Below are 20,733 nucleotides of genomic sequence, written 5' to 3'. Positions count from 1 at the left end.
GCAGTGCGATTTCTCCGGTGATTCTTTTAAGATTTGTCTGTGGAGAACTTGTGGGGAGTGTGGGGATTGCCGGGAGCCTACCCCACGGCGTGCGTCGCGACCGCACGTTGGTATCGCCGTCATCTCCGGCTGAGCGGAGCGAGAGCCGGGATCGCCCTCTGATATGACTTGGATCCTGGATACGGCCTGCGGCCACTCCGGGATGACAATTGTACCGGAACTCGACATACCTCTCGGTCTCTGACCTTGGGCAAGCAACGGACAGCCTTTATCACTCCCCCGCCAAACGCAGGCCCGGCCGGTTGCGCCGCTCGGCGGCGGCGAGCTTGGCCTCAGCCTCGGCGATGTAGTTCCGCGTCATCGGCACGACGCCCTCGCGCTTGGCGAGCTGGATCTGGAAGATCATCATGCCCTGGTGGCGGAACGCCATCTCCGAAGCGGCGAGATAGAATTCCCAGAGCCGCACGAACTTTGCGTCGTAGAGTCGCTCGGCTTCCTCGTGATGGGCCATGAAGCGCTCACGCCACGCCTTCAGCGTCTCGGCATAGTGCAGGCGCAGGATCTCGATGTCGGTGACATAGAGCCCCGCCTTCTCGATCGCCGGCAGCACCTCAGACAGCGCCGGGATATAGCCACCAGGGAAGATGTACTTGGCGATCCAGGGATTGGTGATGCCCGGTCCCTCCGAGCGGCCGATCGAGTGGACCAGCGCCACGCCGTCGTCCTTGAGCAGCTTGGCGATCTGCCCGAAATACTCTTCGTAATGGCCCACGCCGACATGCTCGAACATGCCGACCGAGACGATGCGGTCGAACGGGCCGGGCGTGGCGCGGTAGTCCTGCAGGCGGAACTCGACGCGTTCGGCGAGGTCGCTCTCCTCGGCGCGGCACCTGGCGACGCCGAGCTGCTCCTCCGAGAGCGTCACGCCGGTGACGCGGGCCCCGGCGTTCTGCGCGAGATAAAGCCCGAGTCCGCCCCATCCGCAGCCGATATCGAGGGCGGTGAGGTCGGGCCTGTCGAACAGCAGCTTCGCCGCGATGTGCCGCTTCTTGGCGAGCTGCGCGTCGTCCAGCGTCTGCCCGGGTCGCTCGAAATAGGCGCAGGAATATTGCCGGTCGGCATCGAGGAAGAGCGAGTAGAGTCGCCCGTCGAGGTCGTAATGATGCGCGACGTTCTGCTTGGAGCGCCCCGGCGGGTTGAATTGCGCGATCCGCCGGCCGAGGAAGCGCAGGCGCATGAGTGCTTTGGCGCTGGCATTCGGCGGTGTGAGCCCGACCTGCCTCATCAGCAGGGCGAGCAGGTCGGCGACCGAGCCCTGCTCAATCACGAGGCCGCCTTCGGTATAGGCCTCACCGAGCTTGAGCTCGGGGTCGAGCGCGATGGCACGCTGCCATTTGCTCGACGTTATGCGGATACTGAGCGGCGCCCCGGTGCCGTCGCCGAAGCTGTAGAGACGGCCGGAGGCCAGAGTGATGGTCAGATTTCCCTTCGAAACGACTCGCGACAATACGCGCGCAAGCAACCGCTCCATCGGCCGCCTCCACCAGTAAGGAACCCGCTCCCGAGTTCTCCATGCCCAAAGCATGGGCGTCGGTTGATTTGATGAAAAACATTGCACCACAATACAATGCGTGTCGCAATGTTTTGGATGCAGCCCTGAAATGCAAAAAACCCGGCCGCGAGGCGGCCGGGCTACGCATTTTGGCGTATGACGCTGGGTAAGAGGCTCAGGCGTCCGTGGCTTCGCCTTCGGCCGCGGCCTCCTCGACGATCTCCTCGGCGACCTCGGCCTCGTCCTCATCCTCGTCACGGATGCTGGTCAGGTCCTCGCCGCGCGACTGACGCTCGGCCTCGGCGGCGCTGCGGGCGACGTTCGCCTTGATCGTGACCTCGACATCGGCGTGCAGGATGACCGGCACGGCGTGCACGCCGATGGTCTTGATCGGGTGGTTGAGCTCGATCTGGTTGCGCGCGACGGTGAAGCCGGCGGCGGTCAGCGCCTCGGCGAGGTCGCGGGTCGACACCGAGCCGTAGAGCTGGCCGGTCTCGCCGGCCTGACGCACCAGCACCACCTCGGTGCCGTCGAGCTTCTGGCCGACCTTGGTGGCCTCGCTCTTCAGCTCGAGGTTGCGCGTCTCGAGCTGCGCCTTCATCGTCTCGTAGCGCGCCTTGTTCTCCTTGGTGGCGCGCAGCGCCTTGCCGTTCGGCAGCAGGAAATTGCGCGCGAAGCCGTCGCGCACGCGCACCACCTCGCCCATCTGGCCGAGCTTGGCCACGCGCTCCAGCAGAATCACTTCCATCTTGATCTCTCCGTTCGTTCGTCTGTCTGTTCGTCGTGAGTGGAATCAGTCGTCATTGGCGGCAGGCGGTCCGCCCGTTCGCCGGCCGCCGAAGCGGCTTCTGATGTCGAGGAAGCTGTCGGCGAGGCCGAGCAGCGCCAGCAGCAGGAACGGCCAGCCGAGCGCCAGCGCCGCCAGCCAGGCGGTGGCCAGCACCAGCGTGCGCCCGGCCGCGCCGCGGGTTATGGCGTGCAGAACGGCGAGGCCGGCGAGGCCGAAGGCCATGATCAGCGTCGCCGCCAGCATCTCGGCGATGAGCCCGATGAAGCCGGATACCAGCGCGCCGCCGATCAGGGCGCCGAATAGCAGCGCCGCGCTGCCGCGCGGCAGACGCATGTCCGGCAGGCTCGGCCAGGGCCGCATGAGGCGCTGCGAGGTGCGAGCGATGCGCCCGGCAAGCCAGAGATTGCCGAGCTGCGTCATCATGGTCAGCACGGCGGCGGCCGGCGGCATCACCGCGACCAGCAGGTCGAGGAAGCGGTCGGAATCCGCCGGCAGCCCGTCCGCGCGCTCGGTCAGCATGGTCTGGAACAGGCTCTTCAGCGCCGCCTGGTAGCTTTCGAGGTCGCTCGCCACCAACGGGATCAGCGCGGCGACGGCGAGGGTGCCGGCGATCGCGGCGGCGATCACCAGCCGCCCGACCGGGAACCATTCGAGCCGGCGCCCGTCGTCATCGCCGCGCGCCATCAGGGCGAGATAGGACAGCGCGTAGGCCGGCAGGCCGACGCCGGTGACATAGGCGAGCAGCAGCTCGGCGCCGAAGAACAGGCTGACAATGATGGCGGCGGTCGACGCCGCGATGAGCGCGGCGACCTGCGACCAGCCGATGCCGGCGATCAGCACCGGAAGCGGGGCGAGATAGAACAGGGGGACGGACAGCACGCTTCCCGTCGCGACCGTGGCGACGAGGAGGGCGGAAGCCGCGCCGGCTCCCAGTGCTATCAGATAGGGCTGTGCCATCGACCAGCTGTCCCGCCTTCGCGGTTAGGGGAGGATCGCGTCCGCCCCAGCCAAGACCCACGGGACCATTCCCGCGCGCCTGTCGGATATCGGTCAAAGGGTTCCCGGCACCCGGCCGGGAACGAAACTCTAAAGCGCTGTCTCAGCTTTCAGGCCGAGGTGCCTGAATCGACTCGCGATCAGCGGATCACGAAGGGCAGCAGCCCGAGGAAGCGGGCGCGCTTGATCGCCTGGGCGAGCTCGCGCTGCTTCTTGGCGGAGACCGCCGTGATGCGCGAGGGCACGATCTTGCCGCGCTCGGAGATGTAGCGCTGCAGCAGCCGCACATCCTTGTAATCGATCTTCGGCGCATTGGCGCCGGAGAACGGGCAGGTCTTGCGACGACGGAAGAAGGGACGGCGCGCGCCGCCGGCGGACGAACCGCCCGTAGGACCCAGAGCCATCACTCGGCCTCCACGTTCGAAGGAGCTTCATCACGATCACGGCGCGGGCCGCGATCACCACGGTCGCCACGATCACGGTCGCCGCCGAAGCCGCGTCCGCCTCCGCCGAAGCCGCGGTCGCCGCCGAAGCCGCGATCACCGAAGCCGCGCTCGCCGCGATCGTCGCGGTCGCGCTTCTGCAGCATCACGGACGGGCCGTCCTCGAGCGCGTCGACGCGGATGGTAAGGAAGCGCAGCACGTCCTCGTCGATACCCATCTGGCGCTCCATCTCGGCCACTGCGGCCGCCGGGGCGTCGATGTTGAGCAGCGAGAAGTGCGCCTTGCGGTTCTTGCGGATGCGGTAGGTGAGCGTCTTGACGCCCCAGTACTCGGCCTTGCCGACCGTACCGCCATTCGCCTCGATCACGCCCTTAAAGCGGGCGGTCATTTCCTCGACCTGCTGCGCCGTCACGTCCTGGCGCGCGAGGAAAACATGCTCGTAGAGAGCCATGTCCCGTTGCCTTTCCTAATGTTCCGCACCATTGCGGGTCGTCCTCCCGGCGGCGAGCCCTTCGAGCCTCGCGGAAAGGCTCGAAACAATCTCGAAGGCGGGGACACGGGACGGCGGATCTGCGGGAGAGCCTGTCGCGCGAACGAGCACGACCGTCCGTTCAGCCCCCGGCCGGGACTGACGATGCGCGCGCTTATACGCGAAAACGCCCGGAATGCAAGGCAAGAGGGGGTGGTGAGGCGCCGGGAGCCGGGAAGGCGCGGGTCCAGGTCGTCCCGATGGCGCCCCCTCGGACAGCGGCGATCCTCCGTCGCGATCACATGCCTGGCAAGACGTCGGCCGGCCACGCTTGACATGGGGCGCCGGTCAGTGTTCCTCCCCGGACCCAATTCATTAACGGTCCGGAAACGTCCCGCATGAGCACTGCCTTCATCTTCCCCGGCCAGGGCAGCCAGGCCGTCGGCATGGGCAAGGCGCTGGCCGAGAACTTCGCCGTCGCGCGCGCGGTCTTCGAGGAAGTCGACGAGGCGCTGGGCGAGAAGCTGTCCAGCGTCATGTGGGAAGGCCCCGTCGAGACGCTGACGCTGACCGCCAACGCCCAGCCGGCACTGATGGCGACCTCGCTCGCCGCGATCCGCGCGCTCGAGGACGAGGCGGGGCTCGATCTGAAGCGTGACGCCGCCTTCGTCGCCGGCCATTCGCTCGGGGAATATTCGGCGCTCGCCGCCGCCGGCACCTTCACGGTTGCCGACGCGGCGCGACTGCTGCGCCTGCGCGGTACCGCCATGCAGAGCGCGGTTCCGGTCGGCGTCGGTGCCATGGCCGCCATTCTCGGCCTCGACTACGAGAAGGTCGTCGCGGTGGCCGCCGAGGCGGCGGGCGATGAGGTCTGCGACATCGCCAACGACAACGGCTCCGGCCAGGTGGTGGTCTCAGGTCATGCCGGTGCGGTGGCCCGCGCCATGGAGATCGCCAAGCGCGAGGGCGCGATGCGCGCCGTGTTGCTACCGGTTTCCGCGCCATTCCACTGCCGGCTGATAGCCTCGGCGGGCGAGGCCATGCGCGAGGCGCTCGCCAGAGTCGAGCTGAAGGCGCCGGTGGTGCCGGTCGTCGCCAATGTGACGGCGCGCCCGGTAACCGCACCGGCCGAGATTCGCGACCTGCTGGTCCGGCAGGTGACCGGCACCGTGCGCTGGCGCGAATCCGTGCTGTTTATGTCGGCTGAGGGCGTCGACCGCGCGGTCGAAGTCGGCACCGGCAAGGTGCTCTCCGGCCTCGTCAAGCGCATAGCGCGCGACATCGCCGTCTCCAATGTCGGTCAGCCGGACGAGGTGGCCGCCTTCGCCGCCGCCCGCGCCAGCGTCTGAGGAAAGCTCCTATGTTCGATCTCACCGGCAAGACCGCTCTCGTTACCGGCGCCACCGGCGGCATCGGCCGCGCCATCGCCGTCGCCCTGCACCGGCAAGGCGCCACCGTCGCCGTTTCCGGCACCCGCCGCGAGGTGTTGGACGGGCTCGCCGGCGAGCTTGGCGAGCGGGTGAAGGTGCTTCCCTGCGACCTGTCGAAGGCCGAGGAGGTCGAGAAGCTGGTGCCCGCCGCCGAGGAGGCGCTCGGCCCGCTCGATATCCTCGTCAACAATGCCGGCATCACCCGCGACGCGCTATTCGTGCGTATCTCCGACGAGGCGTGGGACACCGTGATCGCGGTGAACCTCACCGCCGGCTTCCGCCTGTCGCGGGCCGCGGCGCGCTCGATGATGCGCCGGCGCACCGGCCGCATCATCGGCATCACCTCGATCGTCGGCGTCACCGGCAATGCCGGGCAGGGCAACTATGCCGCCGCCAAGGCCGGCATGATCGGCATGTCGAAGGCGCTCGCCCAGGAAGTGGCGGCGCGCAACGTGACGGTGAACTGCATCGCCCCCGGCTTCATCGCCACCCCGATGACCGACGTGCTGAACGAGAAGCAGCGCGACGTCATTCTGGGCTCCGTGCCGGCCGGTCGGCTGGGCTCGCCGGAGGACATCGCGGCGGCAGCGGTCTACCTTGCCTCCGACGAGGCCGCCTACGTCACCGGGCAGACCCTGCACGTCAACGGCGGAATGGCGATGATCTAGCTGGAGTCAAGAGATTCCGGCGCTTCCGCCCGCCCGGGTGGAGCGCTGGTTTTGCCGGATGAAGTGTGCTAACGACCGCCTCGGCTCACTGGGGTCGGACGTCGCGGCAGTGAGCCGCAAATCCGGTAAGTCCCGAGAAAACGGGATAGGAAAAAGGGCCTCCCGCCGGGCCTTGTCGGCACGGTGGGGCATCTGAAACAGTAGCGAACCTCCGGATACGGACGAGGGTGGACCTATGAGCGATATTGCCGAGCGCGTGAAGAAGATTGTGGCCGAGCACCTGGGCGTCGAGCCCGACAAGGTCACCGAGAATGCGAGCTTCATCGACGACCTCGGCGCGGACAGCCTCGACACTGTCGAGCTGGTCATGGCCTTCGAAGAGGCCTTCAACTGCGAGATCCCCGACGACGCCGCCGAGACCATCCTGACGGTCGGCGACGCCATCAAGTTCCTTGAGAAGAACGCGGCCTGAACAGGCTGCCAGGGCCGCCGCGGCGCCGGTTCCCGCCGCGGCTGGCCCCTTTGTTCCAGTGCTCCGGAGATAGCGGATGAGGCGCGTCGTCGTCACCGGCCTCGGCATGGTGACGCCGCTCGGATGCGGCGTCGAGACCACGTGGAAGCGGCTTCTGGCCGGCGAGAGCGGCGCAGGCCGCGTCGAGAATTTCGAGGTCTCCGATCTGCCGGCCAAGATCGCCTGCCAGATTCCGCGCGGCGATGGTTCGGACGGCTCCTTCAATCCCGATCAGTGGATGGAGCCCAAGGAGCAGCGCAAGGTCGACGAGTTCATCGTCTACGCCATGGCGGCGGCGACGCAGGCGCTCGACGACGCCGGCTGGCATCCGAGCTCCTATGACGACCAGTGCGCCACCGGCGTGCTCATCGGCTCCGGCATCGGCGGCCTGCAGGGCATCGCGGAGACCAGCCTGCTGCTTCAGGAGCGGGGACCGCGCCGCGTCTCGCCTTTCTTCATTCCCGGCCGGCTGATCAACCTCGCCGGCGGCTATGTCTCCATCGCCCACGGCCTCAAGGGGCCGAATCATGCGGTGGTCACCGCCTGCTCGACCGGTGCACATGCCATCGGTGACGCTGCGCGCCTGGTGGCGTTCGGGGATGCCGACGTGATGGTCGCCGGCGGCACAGAATCGCCGATCAACCGGCTCGCCATGGCCGGCTTCGCCGCCTGCCGCGCACTCTCGACGAGCTACAACGATACGCCCGAGAAGGCCTCGCGCCCGTATGACCGGGACCGCGACGGCTTCGTGATGGGCGAGGGGGCCGGGGTGGTCGTGGTGGAGGCGCTCGACCACGCGCTCGCGCGCGGCGCCAAGATCTATGGCGAGGTCGTCGGCTACGGCATGTCGGGCGATGCCTATCACATCACCGCTCCGGCTGAGGACGGCGACGGCGCCTATCGCTGCATGCAGGCGGCGTTGAAGCGCGCCGGCATCACGTCCGCCGACATCGACTACATCAACGCTCACGGCACCTCGACCATGGCGGACGCGATCGAGCTCGCGGCGGTGCAGCGCCTGCTGGGCAACAACGCGGCGCGCGTCTCGATGTCCTCTACCAAGTCGGCGATCGGCCATCTGCTTGGTGCCGCTGGCGCCGTGGAGGCGATCTTCTCGCTGCTGGCGATTCGCGATCAGGTCGCTCCCGCGACGATCAATCTCGACAATCCGTCGGTCGATACGCCGATCGATCTGGTGCCGCACACGCCGCGCGAGCGCAACATCGATACGGTGCTCTCGAACTCCTTCGGCTTCGGCGGCACCAACGCCTCGCTGGTTTTCCGGCGTTACGCGAACTGACGACGGGGCGGGACGAAGCGTGCCCGCCCTTCTCCCCTTGCGGCAGTCGCTCCCGCTTTCGCCACATTCGCCGTTAGTCTGCCTGCGCGTTGCGCTGCCCGCGCTCGTCACGCGAGGCCCTTCATGACCGACGACGGTACCAGAAATGCCCGCCACTCCCGGCGCGCTCACCACCCGCTGATCATTGCCGGGAATGCCTTGTTCACGCTGCTGCTCGCGGCCATCGTCATCGGCGGCGGTGCGCTGTGGCTCGGCAAGGCGCGCTACGAGGCGCCCGGGCCGCTGGCGCAGGACACCAATGTGGTGATTCCGGAGCAGACCGGCACGCTCGAGATCGCGGACATCCTCGTCGACAAGGGCGTGATCCGCGACAAATGGGTGTTCGTCGCGGCGGCGCTGGGCAACCGGGCCTCCGCCAAGCTGAAGGCCGGCGAATATACCTTCGCCCGCGAGGCCTCGACCCGGCAGGTGCTCGACACCATCGTCTCCGGCAAGGTCGTCGAATACACCGTCACCATCCCCGAAGGGCTGACCTCCGAGCAGATCGTCGAACGGCTCGCCCAGGCCGACGTGCTCACCGGCACGGTGCGGCAGCCGCCGCGCGAGGGCTCGCTGCTGCCCGAGACCTACAAGGTCACGCGCGGAACCACGCGCGACGACATGCTGCGCCGCATGGCGCGTGAGCAGCAGAAGATCGTGAAGGAGGTCTGGGAGACCCGCTCGCCCGACCTGCCGCTGAAGTCGCCCGAGGAACTGGTCGTGCTCGCCTCTATCGTGGAGAAGGAGACGGCGGTGCCGGGCGAGCGCGACCGCGTCGCCGCGGTGTTCGTCAACCGCCTCAACAAGAAGATGCGGCTGCAGTCCGACCCGACCATCATCTACGGGCTGGTGCTCGGCAAGGGGCGTCTGGAACGTCCCATCACCCGCACCGACATCACCACGCCGACGGCGTTCAACACCTACGCCATCGACGGGCTGCCCCCCGGCCCGATCGGCAATCCCGGCCGCGCTTCGCTGGAGGCGGTCGCCAGGCCCGCCAAGACCAAGGACCTCTATTTCGTCGCTGACGGCACCGGCGGCCATGTCTTCGCCGAGACGCTGGACCAGCACAACCGGAACGTGACCCGCTGGCGGCAGATCGAGAAGGATCAGAAGAACGATCCCTCCCAGGCCGCCGCCGGCACGAGCGGCACCACCGGCGCCACGCCCGCGCTGGTCGCCCCCGAGACGCCTGCCGCTCCGGCAGCGGCGCCGAAGCCGGGAGCCAATGCCAAGCCCGGTGCGCCGAAGCCTCCCACCGTCAACTGACGCCGTCCACATAGCCGGCCGCGAAGGCCGCCGGCGTCTTGAGGCAGTCCGGCCCGGCCGCTATGGTCCGCCCGCCCAAACCGGGCAGGGGGATGAGATTCCAATGGCCTTGACCAGCATGACCGGCTTCGCCCGGAGCCACGGCATCTCCGGCGCATGGAGCTGGACGTGGGAGCTGAAGTCGGTCAACGGCAAGGGGCTCGACCTGCGTCTTCGCCTGCCGGCCGGCTGGGACGGCATCGAGCCGGTGCTGCGCCAGGGTGCGGCCCGCAAGCTGGCGCGCGGCAATGTCACCGCGAATCTGGCGATGACCCGTGCGGATTCCGCGGTCCATGTGCAGGTGAACGAAGATGTGCTGCGCGCGCTGGTCGGCTCGATCGGCCGCGTCGCCGGCGAGATCGGCGCGCCGCCGCCGGCGCTGGATGCGCTGATCGGCATCAAGGGCGTGATCGAGGTGACGGAGGCCGAGGACACCGAGGCGCAGCGCCGGCAGACCGAGCAGGACATCGTCGCCGGATTCGAGATCGCGCTCGGCCAGCTCGCCGCCATGCGCCGCTCGGAAGGCGAGGCGCTGGCGGCGGTGCTCGCCGGCCGGCTCGACGAGATCGCCCGGCTCACCGCCGCCGCCGAGCATTGCCCGGCGCGCAAGCCCGAGGCGATCAGAGCAAAGCTCGCCGACCAGATCCGCAACCTGCTCGACACGGGGGCCAGTTTCGATGCCGACCGGCTGCATCAGGAGGCGATCCTCATCGCCTCCAAGGTCGATGTGCGCGAGGAGCTCGACCGGCTGGTCGCCCATGTGGCGGCCGCCCGGGCGATGATCGCCGAGAGCGGCGCGGTCGGCCGCAAGCTGGATTTCCTCTCGCAGGAATTCAATCGGGAGACCAACACGCTGTGCTCCAAGGCGAATGACGTCTCGCTCACCGCCATCGGCCTCGAATTGAAGAGCGTCGTCGAGCAGTTCCGCGAGCAGGTCCAGAACATCGAGTGAGGCGCATGAACGCGGCCAAGAATCCTGCCAAGAGCCCGGCGAAGACCGAGATCGCCATTGCCCGGCGCGGGCTCATGCTGGTGCTGTCCTCGCCTTCGGGGGCGGGCAAGTCGACGCTCGCCCAACTGCTGCTGAAGGAGCATCCCGAGATGCACCTCTCCGTCTCGGTGACGACGCGCGGGCGGCGCCCGAGCGAGGTCGACGGCATCCACTATCACTTCCTGACCCGCGAGCGCTTCGAGCGCATGCGCGATACCGGCGACCTGCTCGAATGGGCCGAGGTGCACGGCAATTTCTACGGCACGCCGCGCGAGCCGGTCGACGAGGCGCTCAAGGCCGGCAAGGACGTGCTGTTCGACATCGACTATCAGGGCACGCTGCAGCTCTATGAGAAGGTGCGCAGCGACATCGTCGGCGTGTTCATCCTGCCGCCCTCGGCGAGCGAGCTGAAGACGCGGCTGGAGCGCCGCGCCGAGGACGCCTCCGGCGTGATCGAGAAGCGGCTGAAGAACGCCCGGATCGAGATCGAGCACTGGCAGGAATACGACTACGTGCTGGTCAATCAGGACCTCGACACGACCTTCCATGCCCTGGTGAACATCCTCGCCGCAGAGCGGCTGCGCCGCGAGCGCCAGCTCGGCCTGCCGCCGATCATCGCCCGGCTGGACAAGGAGCTCGCCGCGCTCACCGCGCCGGAGAAGGCGGACTAGCCGGCGGGCGGGCGCGCAGCGCCACCCAGGCATTGGCGAGGGCGACGAAACCCTCGACCGGGATCTCCTCCGCCCGCGCGGTCGGGGTGATGCCCGTCGCCTCCAGCAGGGCGGCGGTGTCAACGCCGAGGCTCTTGAGGCTCTGGCGCAGCATCTTGCGGCGCTGGCCGAAGGCGGCCTCGGTGACCCGCTCCAGCGTCCGCCTTTCGCAGGGCAGGGGAGCGGGGCGCGGCACGATGTGCACGACGGATGAGGTCACCTTAGGCGGCGGCACGAAGGCGGAGGGGGCGACGTCGAAGGCGATCTTCGCCTGCGCCCGCCAGCCGGTGAGCACCCCGAGCCGACCATAGGCGTCGTCGCCCGGCGCCGCGACGATGCGTTCCGCGACCTCGCGCTGGAACATCAGCGTCAGGCTCTCGTACCAGGGCGGCCAGGGCTCGGCGGAGAGCCAGCCGATCAGCAGCGGCGTCGCGATATTGTAGGGCAGGTTGGCGACAACCCGCACCGGTCCGCCTTCCGGCACCAGTGCGCCCATGTCGGTCGCCAGCGCGTCGCCCTCGACGATATCGAGCCGGCCGGGATAATGCGCCGCGACCTCGCCGAGGGCGGCGATGCAGCGCGAATCGCGCTCGATCGCCACCACCCGCCGCGCGCCGAGCGCCAGCAGCGCCCGCGTGAGCCCGCCGGGGCCCGGCCCGACCTCGATCACCGTGACGCCCTCGAGCCCCCCCGCCGCGCGGGCGATGCGCGAGGTCAGGTTGAGGTCGAGCAGGAAGTTCTGGCCGAGCGACTTGAGGGCGGAGAGGCCATGCGTGCGGATGACCTCGCGCAAGGGCGGCAGGTCGTCGATCGCGCTCACCGCGCGCCCTCCGCATCGGCATCGGCGAGGCGCCGCGCCAGCCTCAAGGCGGCGATCAGGCTCGATGGGTCGGCGCGGCCGCTGCCGGCGATGTCGAAAGCGGTGCCGTGGTCCGGCGAGGTGCGCACGAAAGGCAGGCCGAGCGTGACGTTCACCGCGCTCTCGAAAGCGATGGTCTTGATCGGCCCGAGCACCTGGTCGTGATAAGCGCCGATCACCGCGTCATAGGTCGCGCGCGCCGCCGGATGGAACAGCGTGTCCGCCGGCGCCGGCCCGCGCGCGTCGGTTCCCTCCGCGCATAGCGCCTCGACGGCCGGGCGGACCACTTCCTCGTCCTCCCGCCCGATGGTGCCGTCCTCGCCGGCATGCGGGTTGAGGCCGCAGAAGACGAGGCGGGGCCGGGCGACGCCGAAGCGCCGCGCGAGGTCGCGCGCGGTGATCCGTCCGGTCTCGACCAGCAGCTCACGGGTGAGCAGGCGCGGCACCTCGGCGAGCGGGACGTGGATCGTCGCCGGCACCACGGCAAGCTCCGGCGACCACAGCATCATCACCGGCCGCAGCGTCGGGTCGCCGGAGAGATGCGCGAGATATTCCGTATGGCCGGGAAAGGTGAAGCCGCCGCCATACATCACCGCCTTGGCGATGGGATTGGTGACGAGCGCCGCCGCGACGCCTCGCTGCACGCAGGCGACGGCGTGGTCGATGGCCGCCCGCGCGGCCTCGGCGCTGGTGGCGTCGGGCCTGCCCGGGGCGGCTGTCGCGAGCGCCCCGGCGGAGACGACCGGCAGGGTCCGCCCGAACAGCGAGGGCGCCTCCTCCGGCGCGCAGGGCGCGATCGGGGTCGGGAGACCAAGCAGGACGGCGCGGCGCTCCAGGCAGGCGGCGTCGCCGGTGATGAAGAAGGCGGGGAGGGCGTTCGATTCGCGCCGGTGCCAGGCCATCAGCGCGATATCGGGGCCGATGCCGGCCGGCTCGCCGAGCGAAAGCGCCAGGGCGCAGGAAGACGGCGCCATGGCGTCAGCGGCGATATTCGATGAGGGCGGTCTTGCGGGCTTCCTCGAGCAGGCGCTTGGACTGCGCCTCGAACTGCTTGGCCTGGAGCTGGTCGCGCACCTCGCGCTTCTCGGCGCTGTCGCCGATCACCTCGCGCTTGTTGCAGATCGCCACCAGCTCGACGCCGGCCTGCGTCACTTCCGGCGGCGTGGTGCGTCCGATGGGGGTGTCGTTCAGCAGCTTGCGCAGCGGCGCGGAGATGTCGGCGCTGGTGCGGATGACGGGGTCGCGCACCACGACCTCGCGCATGGCGCGGGCCGCCTCGATGCCGCTGTCGCAGTCGTTGAAGCGCCCGCGCAGCGCATTGGCCTCCGAGAGGCGCTGCGAGCGGGTCGCGGGCGGCGCGGTGCGCGAGACCACCAGCACGATCTGGCGGATCGTGTATTCCGTGGTGCGCTGCGCCTGGGTGGTGTCGGTGCCCTTGGCGCCGAGCGCGGCGAACACGTCGGTGTCGCGGACCGAGGTGGCCGAGCCGAAGCGGCCGCGCACGTAATTGTTCCATACATAGTCGGCGCGCATCTTCTTCTTCATCGCCGCCGAGCTGACGCCCGACTGCGCCAGCGCCTGGCTGAGCTGGTCGGAAGTGCGGCCGGACCTGCTCGCCATGGTGGCGAACATCTTGTTCAGGTCGGCATCGTCGAGCGCCACGCCGTAGCGGTCGGCGGTGAAGATCTTGAGCCGCTCGTCGATCAGCTCGTCGAGCGCCTGCTTCTGGTTGAGCGAGCGCCGCTCGGTGAGCTGGACCATCTTGATGCGCTGGGCGACGTCGAACGAGGTGATGGGCTCACCCTGGACCATGACCAAGATCTGCTGCGCGTGAGCCGGCGCCGTACCGGCAACCGCCAGAGCCGACAGTGCCAGCGCCGAGGCGATCACGAAGGCGCGGACGGACCGGCGGCCCGGCGTCGTCGCATTGGGTTTCCGTGCCGATGTCGCGGCGCTTATCCCGCCCATAGCAGGCATGGTGATCAACTCCTCCTCGCGGCGGCAGGTGCCGCTCACGCAACGTCAGGCCTCGGGCATATCCCCCGCACCTTTGGGAGATGCTTGTGGCTTCAATGCGACGCGATGCGCTGGCCGCCGGACACTATTCGCTGTTGTCGAGCTTCGTGGAGAAGCCGGCCTGGCCGAGGGTGCGCAGGCTGATCGTCAGCAGGAACTTGTCGACCCGCTCGCGGTTGCCGCTCTCGGTATAGTCCGCGACATAAGCGAGCGAGATGCCGAAGCAATCGTCGATATAGCTCACGCCGAGCATCGTGTAGTCGATCTCGTCGGCCTCGAGATTGTAGCGCGCGCCGCCCTGCACCGCCCAGCGATCGTTGATCTTGTAGGTGCCCGACCCGTAGACGCCCTCGCGGCGGTCGTAATAGCCGAGCTCGGGCTGCGGCTCGTACATGCCGTAGATGGCGTTCAGGGTCAGCTTGTTGATGGTCGTGCGACCCTCGACCTCGAAGCGCTGCACCGACATGTCGTCATTGTCGAAGCGGAAGCGGCTGGTCAGCGAGAGGTCCTTGTTCGGCGCGTAGTACAGACGCGCGACATAGTCCGACGTGTCCGTCTCGAGGCCGGATTCCGCGCCGGTATTGGCCATGTCGTAATAGGCGAAGGAGTTCTTGCCGGCGAGGTGATAGGACTGGCCGAACAGCGCGTTCACGATGCCGCTGCGGTTGAGGTCGGCCGTGTACTGCACGCCGACATTGGCGCGGGTGCCGCCCTCGACCCGGTCATAGCCCGAGTACTTGCTGATCGAGAACAGGTTGGTGTCGTCGAACACGAGGCTCTGCGCGTCCTCGTTCGGGAACTTGCCGATGTCGGTCTCGTCCGGCCGGACGATGATCTGCGCGATCGGCTCGATCGTCTGCGTGCCCCAATTGTGCACGGAGATGAACGGGTAGCGATATTCCAGGCCCATCGCCGGCATGGCGCGGATCAGGCTCTCATTGTTGCCGTAGAGCCAGGGGATGTCCGCCTGGGTCGGCTCCACCGAGGCGACGTCGACGCGCAGGTTGACGAACGGCGTCCACATCTGGCCGGCGTCGTCGATCAGCGTGCGCTTCCAGTTCGCCTCGCCCGACAGGCGGGTATAGGTGCCCGCCATGCCGCGCATCAGGCAGTCCTTGGACGGGTTGGTCGCAAGGGCGAGGTTGCACTCGTTGGTGGCGCCGTTGATCGGCCAGCCCACCACGAAGGCGGCCGAGGTGGCGCGGAGGTCGGCTTCCTCGCGGGTCAGGCTGATCAGGTTGAAATCATAGCTGAACTGGCCGCCGAACACCGACTGGTTCAGCACCTTGCTGTAGTCGATCACCGGGTGGACGACCGGCATCTGGTCCTGATCGTCATATTCCGTCAGGCCCTGGAAGTACTGGACCCGCGCGTCGAAATAGCTGCGGTCGCCCTGGCCGACGAGATAGATCTGGGACGTGACGTCCTTCACGTTCGTATTAACGAGGTCGTAGTCCTGCATGAAGGTCTGGTCGGACATCAGATAGCCGTCCCAGCCCCAGTACCACTGCTTGTTGATGTTGAACTGGCCGTGCGTCTCCACGAGCCCGCGGTCGTCGCGATAGCCCGGAGTCGGGTCCGGCTGGCCGCTGTTGGTGTCCCAGAACGCGCCCTTGTCCTGCTGCCGGATGCCGGCGGCGCGGATGCTGTAGACGCCGGTGTCCAGCCGGTGGCGGAACTCGGCGTCGAACATCACGCCCTGCTTGCTGGTGATCAGCGGCGAGAACGTCACGTCCATGTTGGGCGCGATGTTCCAGAAATACGGGATGGTCATCCCGGTGCCGATCTCGCTGGTGCTGATGAACTGCGGGATCAGGAAGCCGGACTTGCGCTTAACGCTCGGGTCGGGCGCCTCCATGTAGGGCGCCCAGGCGATCGGAATGCCGAGGAACTCGAAGGTGGCATTCTGGAAGTAGATCATCTGCTCCTTTTCTTTGTGGATGATCTTCTGCGCCTTGACCTGCCAGAGCGGCGGTCTCTGGGGATTCTCCTTACAGGGTTCGCACGGCGTGTAGGCGCCGTTGGTCAGCGTGGTGGTGTCGCCGCCCGAGCGTTCGGCCTGCGCCGCCACGAAATGCATCTTGTCTGGCGTGTCGATGCGCAGGGAATTCACGAAGCCGGTGGTGAAATCCTCCGACAGGTTGAGGTTGTCGGCGGTGATGATCTTGCCGTCGCGGTCCTTCAACCGGACATTGCCCTCGGCGCGCAACTTCTTGTTGCCGCGCTCATAGACCACGCGGTTCGCCTGCAGCACCGCGCCGTCGTAATAGATCTGGACGTTGCCGACGGCCGAGACCTCGTCATTGCGGTAGTCGTAGACGAGCTCGTCGGCGGTCACGAGCATCTTGGCGTTGGGGTCGGGCTTGCGCGCGCCGAGCATCTCGCTGGCGATCGCGCTCGAGCCGCTGCTCTTCGTGTTATCGGCCTCGAAATGCCCGATGCCGCTGTCAACGGTGGGCGTTCCGCCGACCGCCTGCGCATAGGCATCCGGCGCCAGGACGCACGAGCCCAGCGCGGTCAAAAGGACCGTCGGGAACAGCCAACAAGCGAAACCACCACGACCGCCGGAGCGTCGCGGCTTCCCCCGTTTCGCTTGGCCGGCGTATACGCTGCCGACCTTCATCCGTCCTCCCGGTGAAGCAGGATGAGCACCCCCACCAATGCCCCAACGACTGCTGGAAACCACGCTGCCATAAAGGGATGAACAATCCCCGCCTCCCCGAGATCCTCGGCGAGCTTGGTCGACACATAAAGCAGAAAGCCGGCGGCGACGCCACCGAGAATCGTCTGGCCGATGCCCCCGAAACGGAACACGCGCAGGCTCAGCGAGGCGGCAATGAGTACCATAGCTAGTAGCAGCAAGGGTCTTGCGAGAAGACTCTGATACTGCAGCTTGTAACGCTCCGCGCCGAAGCCGACGCGGGTCGCGGCGTCGATTGCGCCGGGGAGGTCCCAAAAGGACACAGTCTCGCTCTGCAGCGTGTCCTCGACCTGATTCGGCGTCAGATTGGTGGCGACCATGTAGGTGTCATAGGGCTGGACGCCGATGGTCGGGGTCAGCACCTTCACGTCCTGCAGCTCCCAGGCGCCCTCGATGAGACGGGCGCTGCGCGCCTCGATGCGCTCGGTCAATTTGCCGCTGGGATCGAACACGAAGACGGTGACGCCGGACAGCCGCCGCCCGCCATCATCCTTGGCGCCGGCCTGGATGATCGCTTGGCCGTCGATGCTCTGCTGGCGGATCCAGAACCCGGTGCTCGACATCGCGAACAGGCCGGTCTGGCGGTTGAAGATCTCCGCCTCCATCCGGTTCGCCCGCTCTTTGAACTCGGCGGAGATAGGATTGTAGAAGGCGGTGGAGAGGGCGCCGAGGATCAGCGCGATGATCGCCGCCGGCGCGATGAACTGCCACGCCGATATGCCGGCCGCGCGCGCCACCACCAGCTCGAGCCGCCGCGACAGCGTCAGGAAGGTGCCGATCGCCCCGATCAGCACGGCGAAGGGCAGGAGCTGCTCGGTGAAGAAGGGGATGCGGTAGACGATCAGCAGCGCCAGCGAACTGGTGTCGACGTCGCGCTCGCCGACGCGCCGGCTCATCTCGAGGAAATCCACGAGCATGATCAGGAAGGCGCAGCCGACGAAGATGCCGAGCACCGAGAACAGGAACCGGCGTCCGAAGTACCAGCCGAGCGTGCGTCCGATCACGGGAGAACCCCGTCAGGTCTCAATCGGGTCATGACCGGCTCAGTTCACCGTCGCGCGCACCACGCGCTGCGCCATGTCGTCGAAGAAGCGTCCCACCCGCTGCGGCATGCGCGGCTTGAAGCGCCCGGAGAGCACGATCGCGCTGCCGATCAGCACGGCGATCGGGATCGCATAGACGAGCGGAATGAGGTCGGCATTGTGGCGGACCTGGTTGATGAGGCCGAAGCTCGTCACCTGCAGCGCCACCACCCAAGGAATCGTGCCGGCGAGCGCAAGGCCGCGGCTCTCGCGTGTGGTGCGCGGCTCGGCCAGCGCCGCCACGGCGATCCCGAAGAAGGCGAGCACATAGAGCGGCAGCGACAGGCGCCGGTGAATCTCCTCGGCGAATCGGCCCGGGTCGCGCTTGTAGGAGGGGTCCTCGACATTCGGGTTGAGCAACTGGCGGAAGGAGAGCTCGGGCGCGCGCAGCGTCGGCCCGTCCTGGCTGTTCGAGAACGGCGAGAGGTCGAAGGCGTAGCGCTCGAACTCGACCACGTTGCTGTCGGTCTTGCCTGGCGAGCGGCGGTGGATCGCGCCGTCCTCAAGAATAAGGAAGGTGCCCTCGTCGGTGTCGACGATCTGGCCGCGATCGGCGAGATAGGTGCTGACCTCGTTGGGGCTGCGCGAGTCGTTGATGAAAATCCCGCCCAGCACGCCGCTGGCATTGCGCTCGCGCACGTTGAAGACCATGCCGTCGGCGACGGTGGTGAAGCGGCCCGGCTGGGCGATGAAGGCGACCACGTCCGCGCGCACGCGCGATATCTCATAGCGGAACTGGCGCATCGCGGCCGGCACCACCTCCAGCGACAGCAGGGTGCACGCCGCCGCGACGAACAGCGCGAGGAAGACCAGCGGGCGCAGGAAGCGCCATGTCGAGATGCCCGCCGCGCTCGCCACCACGATCTCGGAATCGCCGTTCATCTTGAACAGCGTGTGGGCGACCGCCATGAACAGCGCGGCCGGCGCCAGCGCCATGATCAGTGCCGGCAGCGCCAGGCTGGTGATGAACACGAAAGCGAGGATCGTCTGGCCCTGGGTGGTCATGATGTCGAGCTCGCGCAGGGCCTGGGTGATCCAGATCATCGCGGTGAGCACGACGAGCGTGCCGATGAAGGCGGTGATGGCCGTGCGGAATACGTAGCGGTCGAGCCGGGTGATCATTGAGCGCGTCTCACGGTCCTATGCCGGCCTTCCCGCCGCCTCGCTGCCTTGCCCGCCATAGCTGAGGATCAATAGGCGGCCCGGCGGCCGCGCGCAATTCATCACGATGCGCAGAAAGGGCGGCCATGCTCTCGTCGGCGTCCCCTCGTTCGGCTAAAGATGCGCCAACCGAGCCGCAGGCAAACACTAGGGTGCGTGACGATGTCCGATTCCATCAAGCTCAGCTTCGCGAAGTTTCCGGCCGCGCCGGCCGGCATCGTCGTCCTTCTCGCGGCTGAAGGCGTCACTTTGGGGGCAGCGGCCGAATCTTTCCTCGTGCCTGCCGGTGATCTGTTGACGCGGGCGGCGGCGGCCGAGCGTTTCGAGGGCAAGAGCGGCAGCGCGCTGGATCTCTTGGCACCGGCCGGATTGGCCGTGCAGCGCCTGATCGTCGCCGGGGTCGGCAAGGCGGCGGAGCTGAAGGCGTTCGACTGGCTGAAGCTCGGCGGCTCTGTGATGGGCCGGCTGCCCTCCGCGGCGAAGGACGTCGCGGTGGTGCTGGCGCTGCCCGGCATCGAGGTGTCGGCCGATGCCGCCGCCGAGTTCGCCCTCGGCATGCGCCTGCGCGCCTATTCCTTCGATCGCTACAAGACGAAGAAGAAGCCGGACGAGCAGGCCGCCAAGCCGAAGGTCACGCTCTTTGTCGCGGACGAGGCGGCGGCCAAGCGGGCCTGGAAGAAGCGCGAGGGGGTCGGCGAGGGCGTCGTCCTCGCGCGCGATCTCGTCAATGAGCCCGCGAACGTGTTGACGCCGCCCGAATTCGCCGATCGCACCGAAGCCTTGAAGAAGGTCGGCGTCGATGTCGAGGTTCTGGGCGAGAAGGAGCTCCGGAAGCTCGGCATGCGCGCCCTGCTCGGCGTCGGTCAGGGCTCGGAGCAGGAGAGCCGCGTCGTCGTCATGCGCTGGAACGGCTCGAAGTCCGACGACGCGCCGGTCGCCTTCATCGGCAAGGGCGTCGTCTTCGACACCGGCGGCATCTCGATCAAGCAGGCCGCCGGCATGGAGGACATGAAGGGCGACATGGCGGGTGCGGCCTGCGTCGTCGGGCTGATGCATGCTCTCGCCTCGCGCAAGGCGAAGGTGAACGCCGTCGGCCTGATCGGCATTGTCGAGAACATGCCGGACGGCAACGCGCAGCGCCCCGGCGACATCGTCACCTCGATGTCCGGCCAGACCATCGAGATCATCAACACCGATGCCGAGGGCCGGCTCGTGCTCGGCGACGTGCTCTGGTACGCCAAGGAGCGCTTCAAGCCGCGCTTCATGGTCGATCTCGCCACCCTGACCGGCGCCATCATGGTGGCGCTCGGCACCGAGCATGCCGGCCTGTTCTCCAATGACGATCTGCTCTCGACGCGGCTTGCCGAGGCCGGCCTCGCGACCGGGGAGAAGGTGTGGCGCATGCCGCTCTCGCCCGAATACGACAAGCTGGTCGATTCGAAGTTCGCCGACATGAAGAATACCGGCGGCCGATTCGGCGGCTCGATCACCGCCGCGCAGTTCCTGCAGCGATTCGTCGGCGAGGTGCCGTGGGCGCATCTCGACATCGCCGGCGTCGGCATGTCCTCGCCGAGCACCGACTTCAACCGTAGCTGGGGTTCGGGCTGGGGCGTGCGCCTGCTCGACCATATGGTGGCGGAGCACTACGAGGACTGAGGCCGGATCCGCCGTTCCGCTGTCGCGAGGACGGCGGCACGGCGTAGGGC

The 20,733-nt window shown here is 67.8% G+C and carries 19 protein-coding genes; 8 read left to right on the top strand and 11 right to left on the bottom strand.

All coding sequences use genetic code 11. The annotated features are described in order from the left end of the window. Positions 1–271 precede the first annotated feature (271 nt). The 5 genes from U742_RS0118160 to rpsF all read right to left on the bottom strand — a co-directional run bounded on the left by U742_RS0118160 (position 272) and on the right by rpsF (position 4,233). Positions 272–1,531 (bottom strand): SAM-dependent methyltransferase, encoded by a 1,260-nt coding sequence (locus tag U742_RS0118160; RefSeq protein ID WP_029355588.1) that lies wholly within the window; start codon positions 1,529–1,531, stop codon positions 272–274. Positions 1,532–1,727: 196 nt separating this feature from the next. Next, positions 1,728–2,300, bottom strand: a complete 573-nt coding sequence (gene rplI, locus U742_RS0118155; protein ID WP_029355587.1) for a 50S ribosomal protein L9 — start codon at positions 2,298–2,300, stop codon at positions 1,728–1,730. 45 nt (positions 2,301–2,345) lie between these two features. Continuing rightward, positions 2,346–3,299 carry a DUF2232 domain-containing protein gene (locus tag U742_RS0118150; protein WP_029355585.1) on the bottom strand — a complete coding sequence of 318 codons (954 nt, stop codon included), beginning with the start codon at positions 3,297–3,299 and terminating at the stop codon, positions 2,346–2,348. 179 nt (positions 3,300–3,478) lie between these two features. After that, positions 3,479–3,742 carry a 30S ribosomal protein S18 gene (rpsR, locus tag U742_RS0118145; RefSeq protein ID WP_029355583.1) on the bottom strand — a complete coding sequence of 88 codons (264 nt, stop codon included), beginning with the start codon at positions 3,740–3,742 and terminating at the stop codon, positions 3,479–3,481. Then, positions 3,742–4,233, bottom strand: a complete 492-nt coding sequence (gene rpsF / locus U742_RS0118140) for a 30S ribosomal protein S6 (protein WP_029355581.1) — start codon at positions 4,231–4,233, stop codon at positions 3,742–3,744. The genes rpsR and rpsF overlap by 1 nt, the downstream gene beginning before the upstream one ends. 416 nt (positions 4,234–4,649) lie before the next feature. Between rpsF and fabD the strand changes: the two genes are divergently transcribed. From fabD to gmk, 7 genes are all read left to right on the top strand, one after another. After that, positions 4,650–5,600, top strand: coding sequence for an ACP S-malonyltransferase (gene fabD, locus U742_RS0118135; protein ID WP_029355579.1), 951 nt, complete (start codon positions 4,650–4,652; stop codon positions 5,598–5,600). An 11-nt stretch (positions 5,601–5,611) separates the two neighbouring features. Then, on the top strand, positions 5,612–6,349 hold the full coding sequence (gene fabG / locus U742_RS0118130; RefSeq protein WP_029355577.1) for a 3-oxoacyl-[acyl-carrier-protein] reductase: 738 nt from the start codon (positions 5,612–5,614) through the stop codon (positions 6,347–6,349). Positions 6,350–6,584: 235 nt separating this feature from the next. Further along, positions 6,585–6,821, top strand: a complete 237-nt coding sequence (locus tag U742_RS0118125; protein WP_029355575.1) for an acyl carrier protein — start codon at positions 6,585–6,587, stop codon at positions 6,819–6,821. A gap of 76 nt (positions 6,822–6,897) precedes the next feature. After that, positions 6,898–8,160 carry a beta-ketoacyl-ACP synthase II gene (gene fabF, locus U742_RS0118120; protein WP_029355573.1) on the top strand — a complete coding sequence of 421 codons (1,263 nt, stop codon included), beginning with the start codon at positions 6,898–6,900 and terminating at the stop codon, positions 8,158–8,160. Positions 8,161–8,283: 123 nt separating this feature from the next. Beyond that, positions 8,284–9,468: an endolytic transglycosylase MltG gene (gene mltG, locus U742_RS22240; RefSeq protein WP_051661309.1), complete on the top strand. Its 1,185-nt coding sequence runs from the start codon at positions 8,284–8,286 to the stop codon at positions 9,466–9,468. A 103-nt stretch (positions 9,469–9,571) separates the two neighbouring features. After that, entirely contained in the window at positions 9,572–10,459 is an 888-nt protein-coding gene (locus U742_RS0118110) for a YicC/YloC family endoribonuclease (protein ID WP_029355571.1), read from the top strand. 5 nt (positions 10,460–10,464) lie between these two features. After that, positions 10,465–11,169 carry a guanylate kinase gene (gene gmk / locus U742_RS0118105; protein ID WP_029355569.1) on the top strand — a complete coding sequence of 235 codons (705 nt, stop codon included), beginning with the start codon at positions 10,465–10,467 and terminating at the stop codon, positions 11,167–11,169. Here gmk and rsmA read toward each other — a convergent pair. The 6 genes from rsmA to lptF all read right to left on the bottom strand — a co-directional run bounded on the left by rsmA (position 11,144) and on the right by lptF (position 18,988). Continuing rightward, positions 11,144–12,028 carry a 16S rRNA (adenine(1518)-N(6)/adenine(1519)-N(6))-dimethyltransferase RsmA gene (gene rsmA, locus U742_RS0118100; RefSeq protein ID WP_029355568.1) on the bottom strand — a complete coding sequence of 295 codons (885 nt, stop codon included), beginning with the start codon at positions 12,026–12,028 and terminating at the stop codon, positions 11,144–11,146. The two genes, gmk and rsmA, sit on opposite strands and share 26 nt — an antisense overlap. Further along, positions 12,025–13,041, bottom strand: coding sequence for a 4-hydroxythreonine-4-phosphate dehydrogenase PdxA (gene pdxA, locus U742_RS0118095; RefSeq protein WP_029355566.1), 1,017 nt, complete (start codon positions 13,039–13,041; stop codon positions 12,025–12,027). The genes rsmA and pdxA overlap by 4 nt, the downstream gene beginning before the upstream one ends. A 4-nt stretch (positions 13,042–13,045) precedes the next feature. After that, positions 13,046–14,083: a SurA N-terminal domain-containing protein gene (locus U742_RS0118090; protein WP_248310414.1), complete on the bottom strand. Its 1,038-nt coding sequence runs from the start codon at positions 14,081–14,083 to the stop codon at positions 13,046–13,048. A gap of 85 nt (positions 14,084–14,168) precedes the next feature. Continuing rightward, positions 14,169–16,604, bottom strand: a complete 2,436-nt coding sequence (locus U742_RS0118085; RefSeq protein ID WP_248310413.1) for an LPS-assembly protein LptD — start codon at positions 16,602–16,604, stop codon at positions 14,169–14,171. A gap of 98 nt (positions 16,605–16,702) precedes the next feature. Further along, positions 16,703–17,788, bottom strand: coding sequence for an LPS export ABC transporter permease LptG (gene lptG, locus U742_RS0118080; RefSeq protein WP_029355559.1), 1,086 nt, complete (start codon positions 17,786–17,788; stop codon positions 16,703–16,705). Between the two features lie 39 nt (positions 17,789–17,827). Next, positions 17,828–18,988: an LPS export ABC transporter permease LptF gene (gene lptF, locus U742_RS0118075; RefSeq protein WP_248310412.1), complete on the bottom strand. Its 1,161-nt coding sequence runs from the start codon at positions 18,986–18,988 to the stop codon at positions 17,828–17,830. Between the two features lie 201 nt (positions 18,989–19,189). Here lptF and U742_RS0118070 point away from each other — a divergent pair, with 201 nt between their 5' ends. Then, positions 19,190–20,683 (top strand): leucyl aminopeptidase, encoded by a 1,494-nt coding sequence (locus U742_RS0118070; protein WP_029355555.1) that lies wholly within the window; start codon positions 19,190–19,192, stop codon positions 20,681–20,683. Positions 20,684–20,733 lie beyond the last annotated feature (50 nt).

The sequence above is a fragment of the Allobosea sp. 117 genome, from assembly GCF_000702305.1.
Lineage (GTDB): Bacteria > Pseudomonadota > Alphaproteobacteria > Rhizobiales > Xanthobacteraceae > Ancylobacter.
This window is presented reverse-complemented; position numbering and strand designations above follow the sequence as displayed.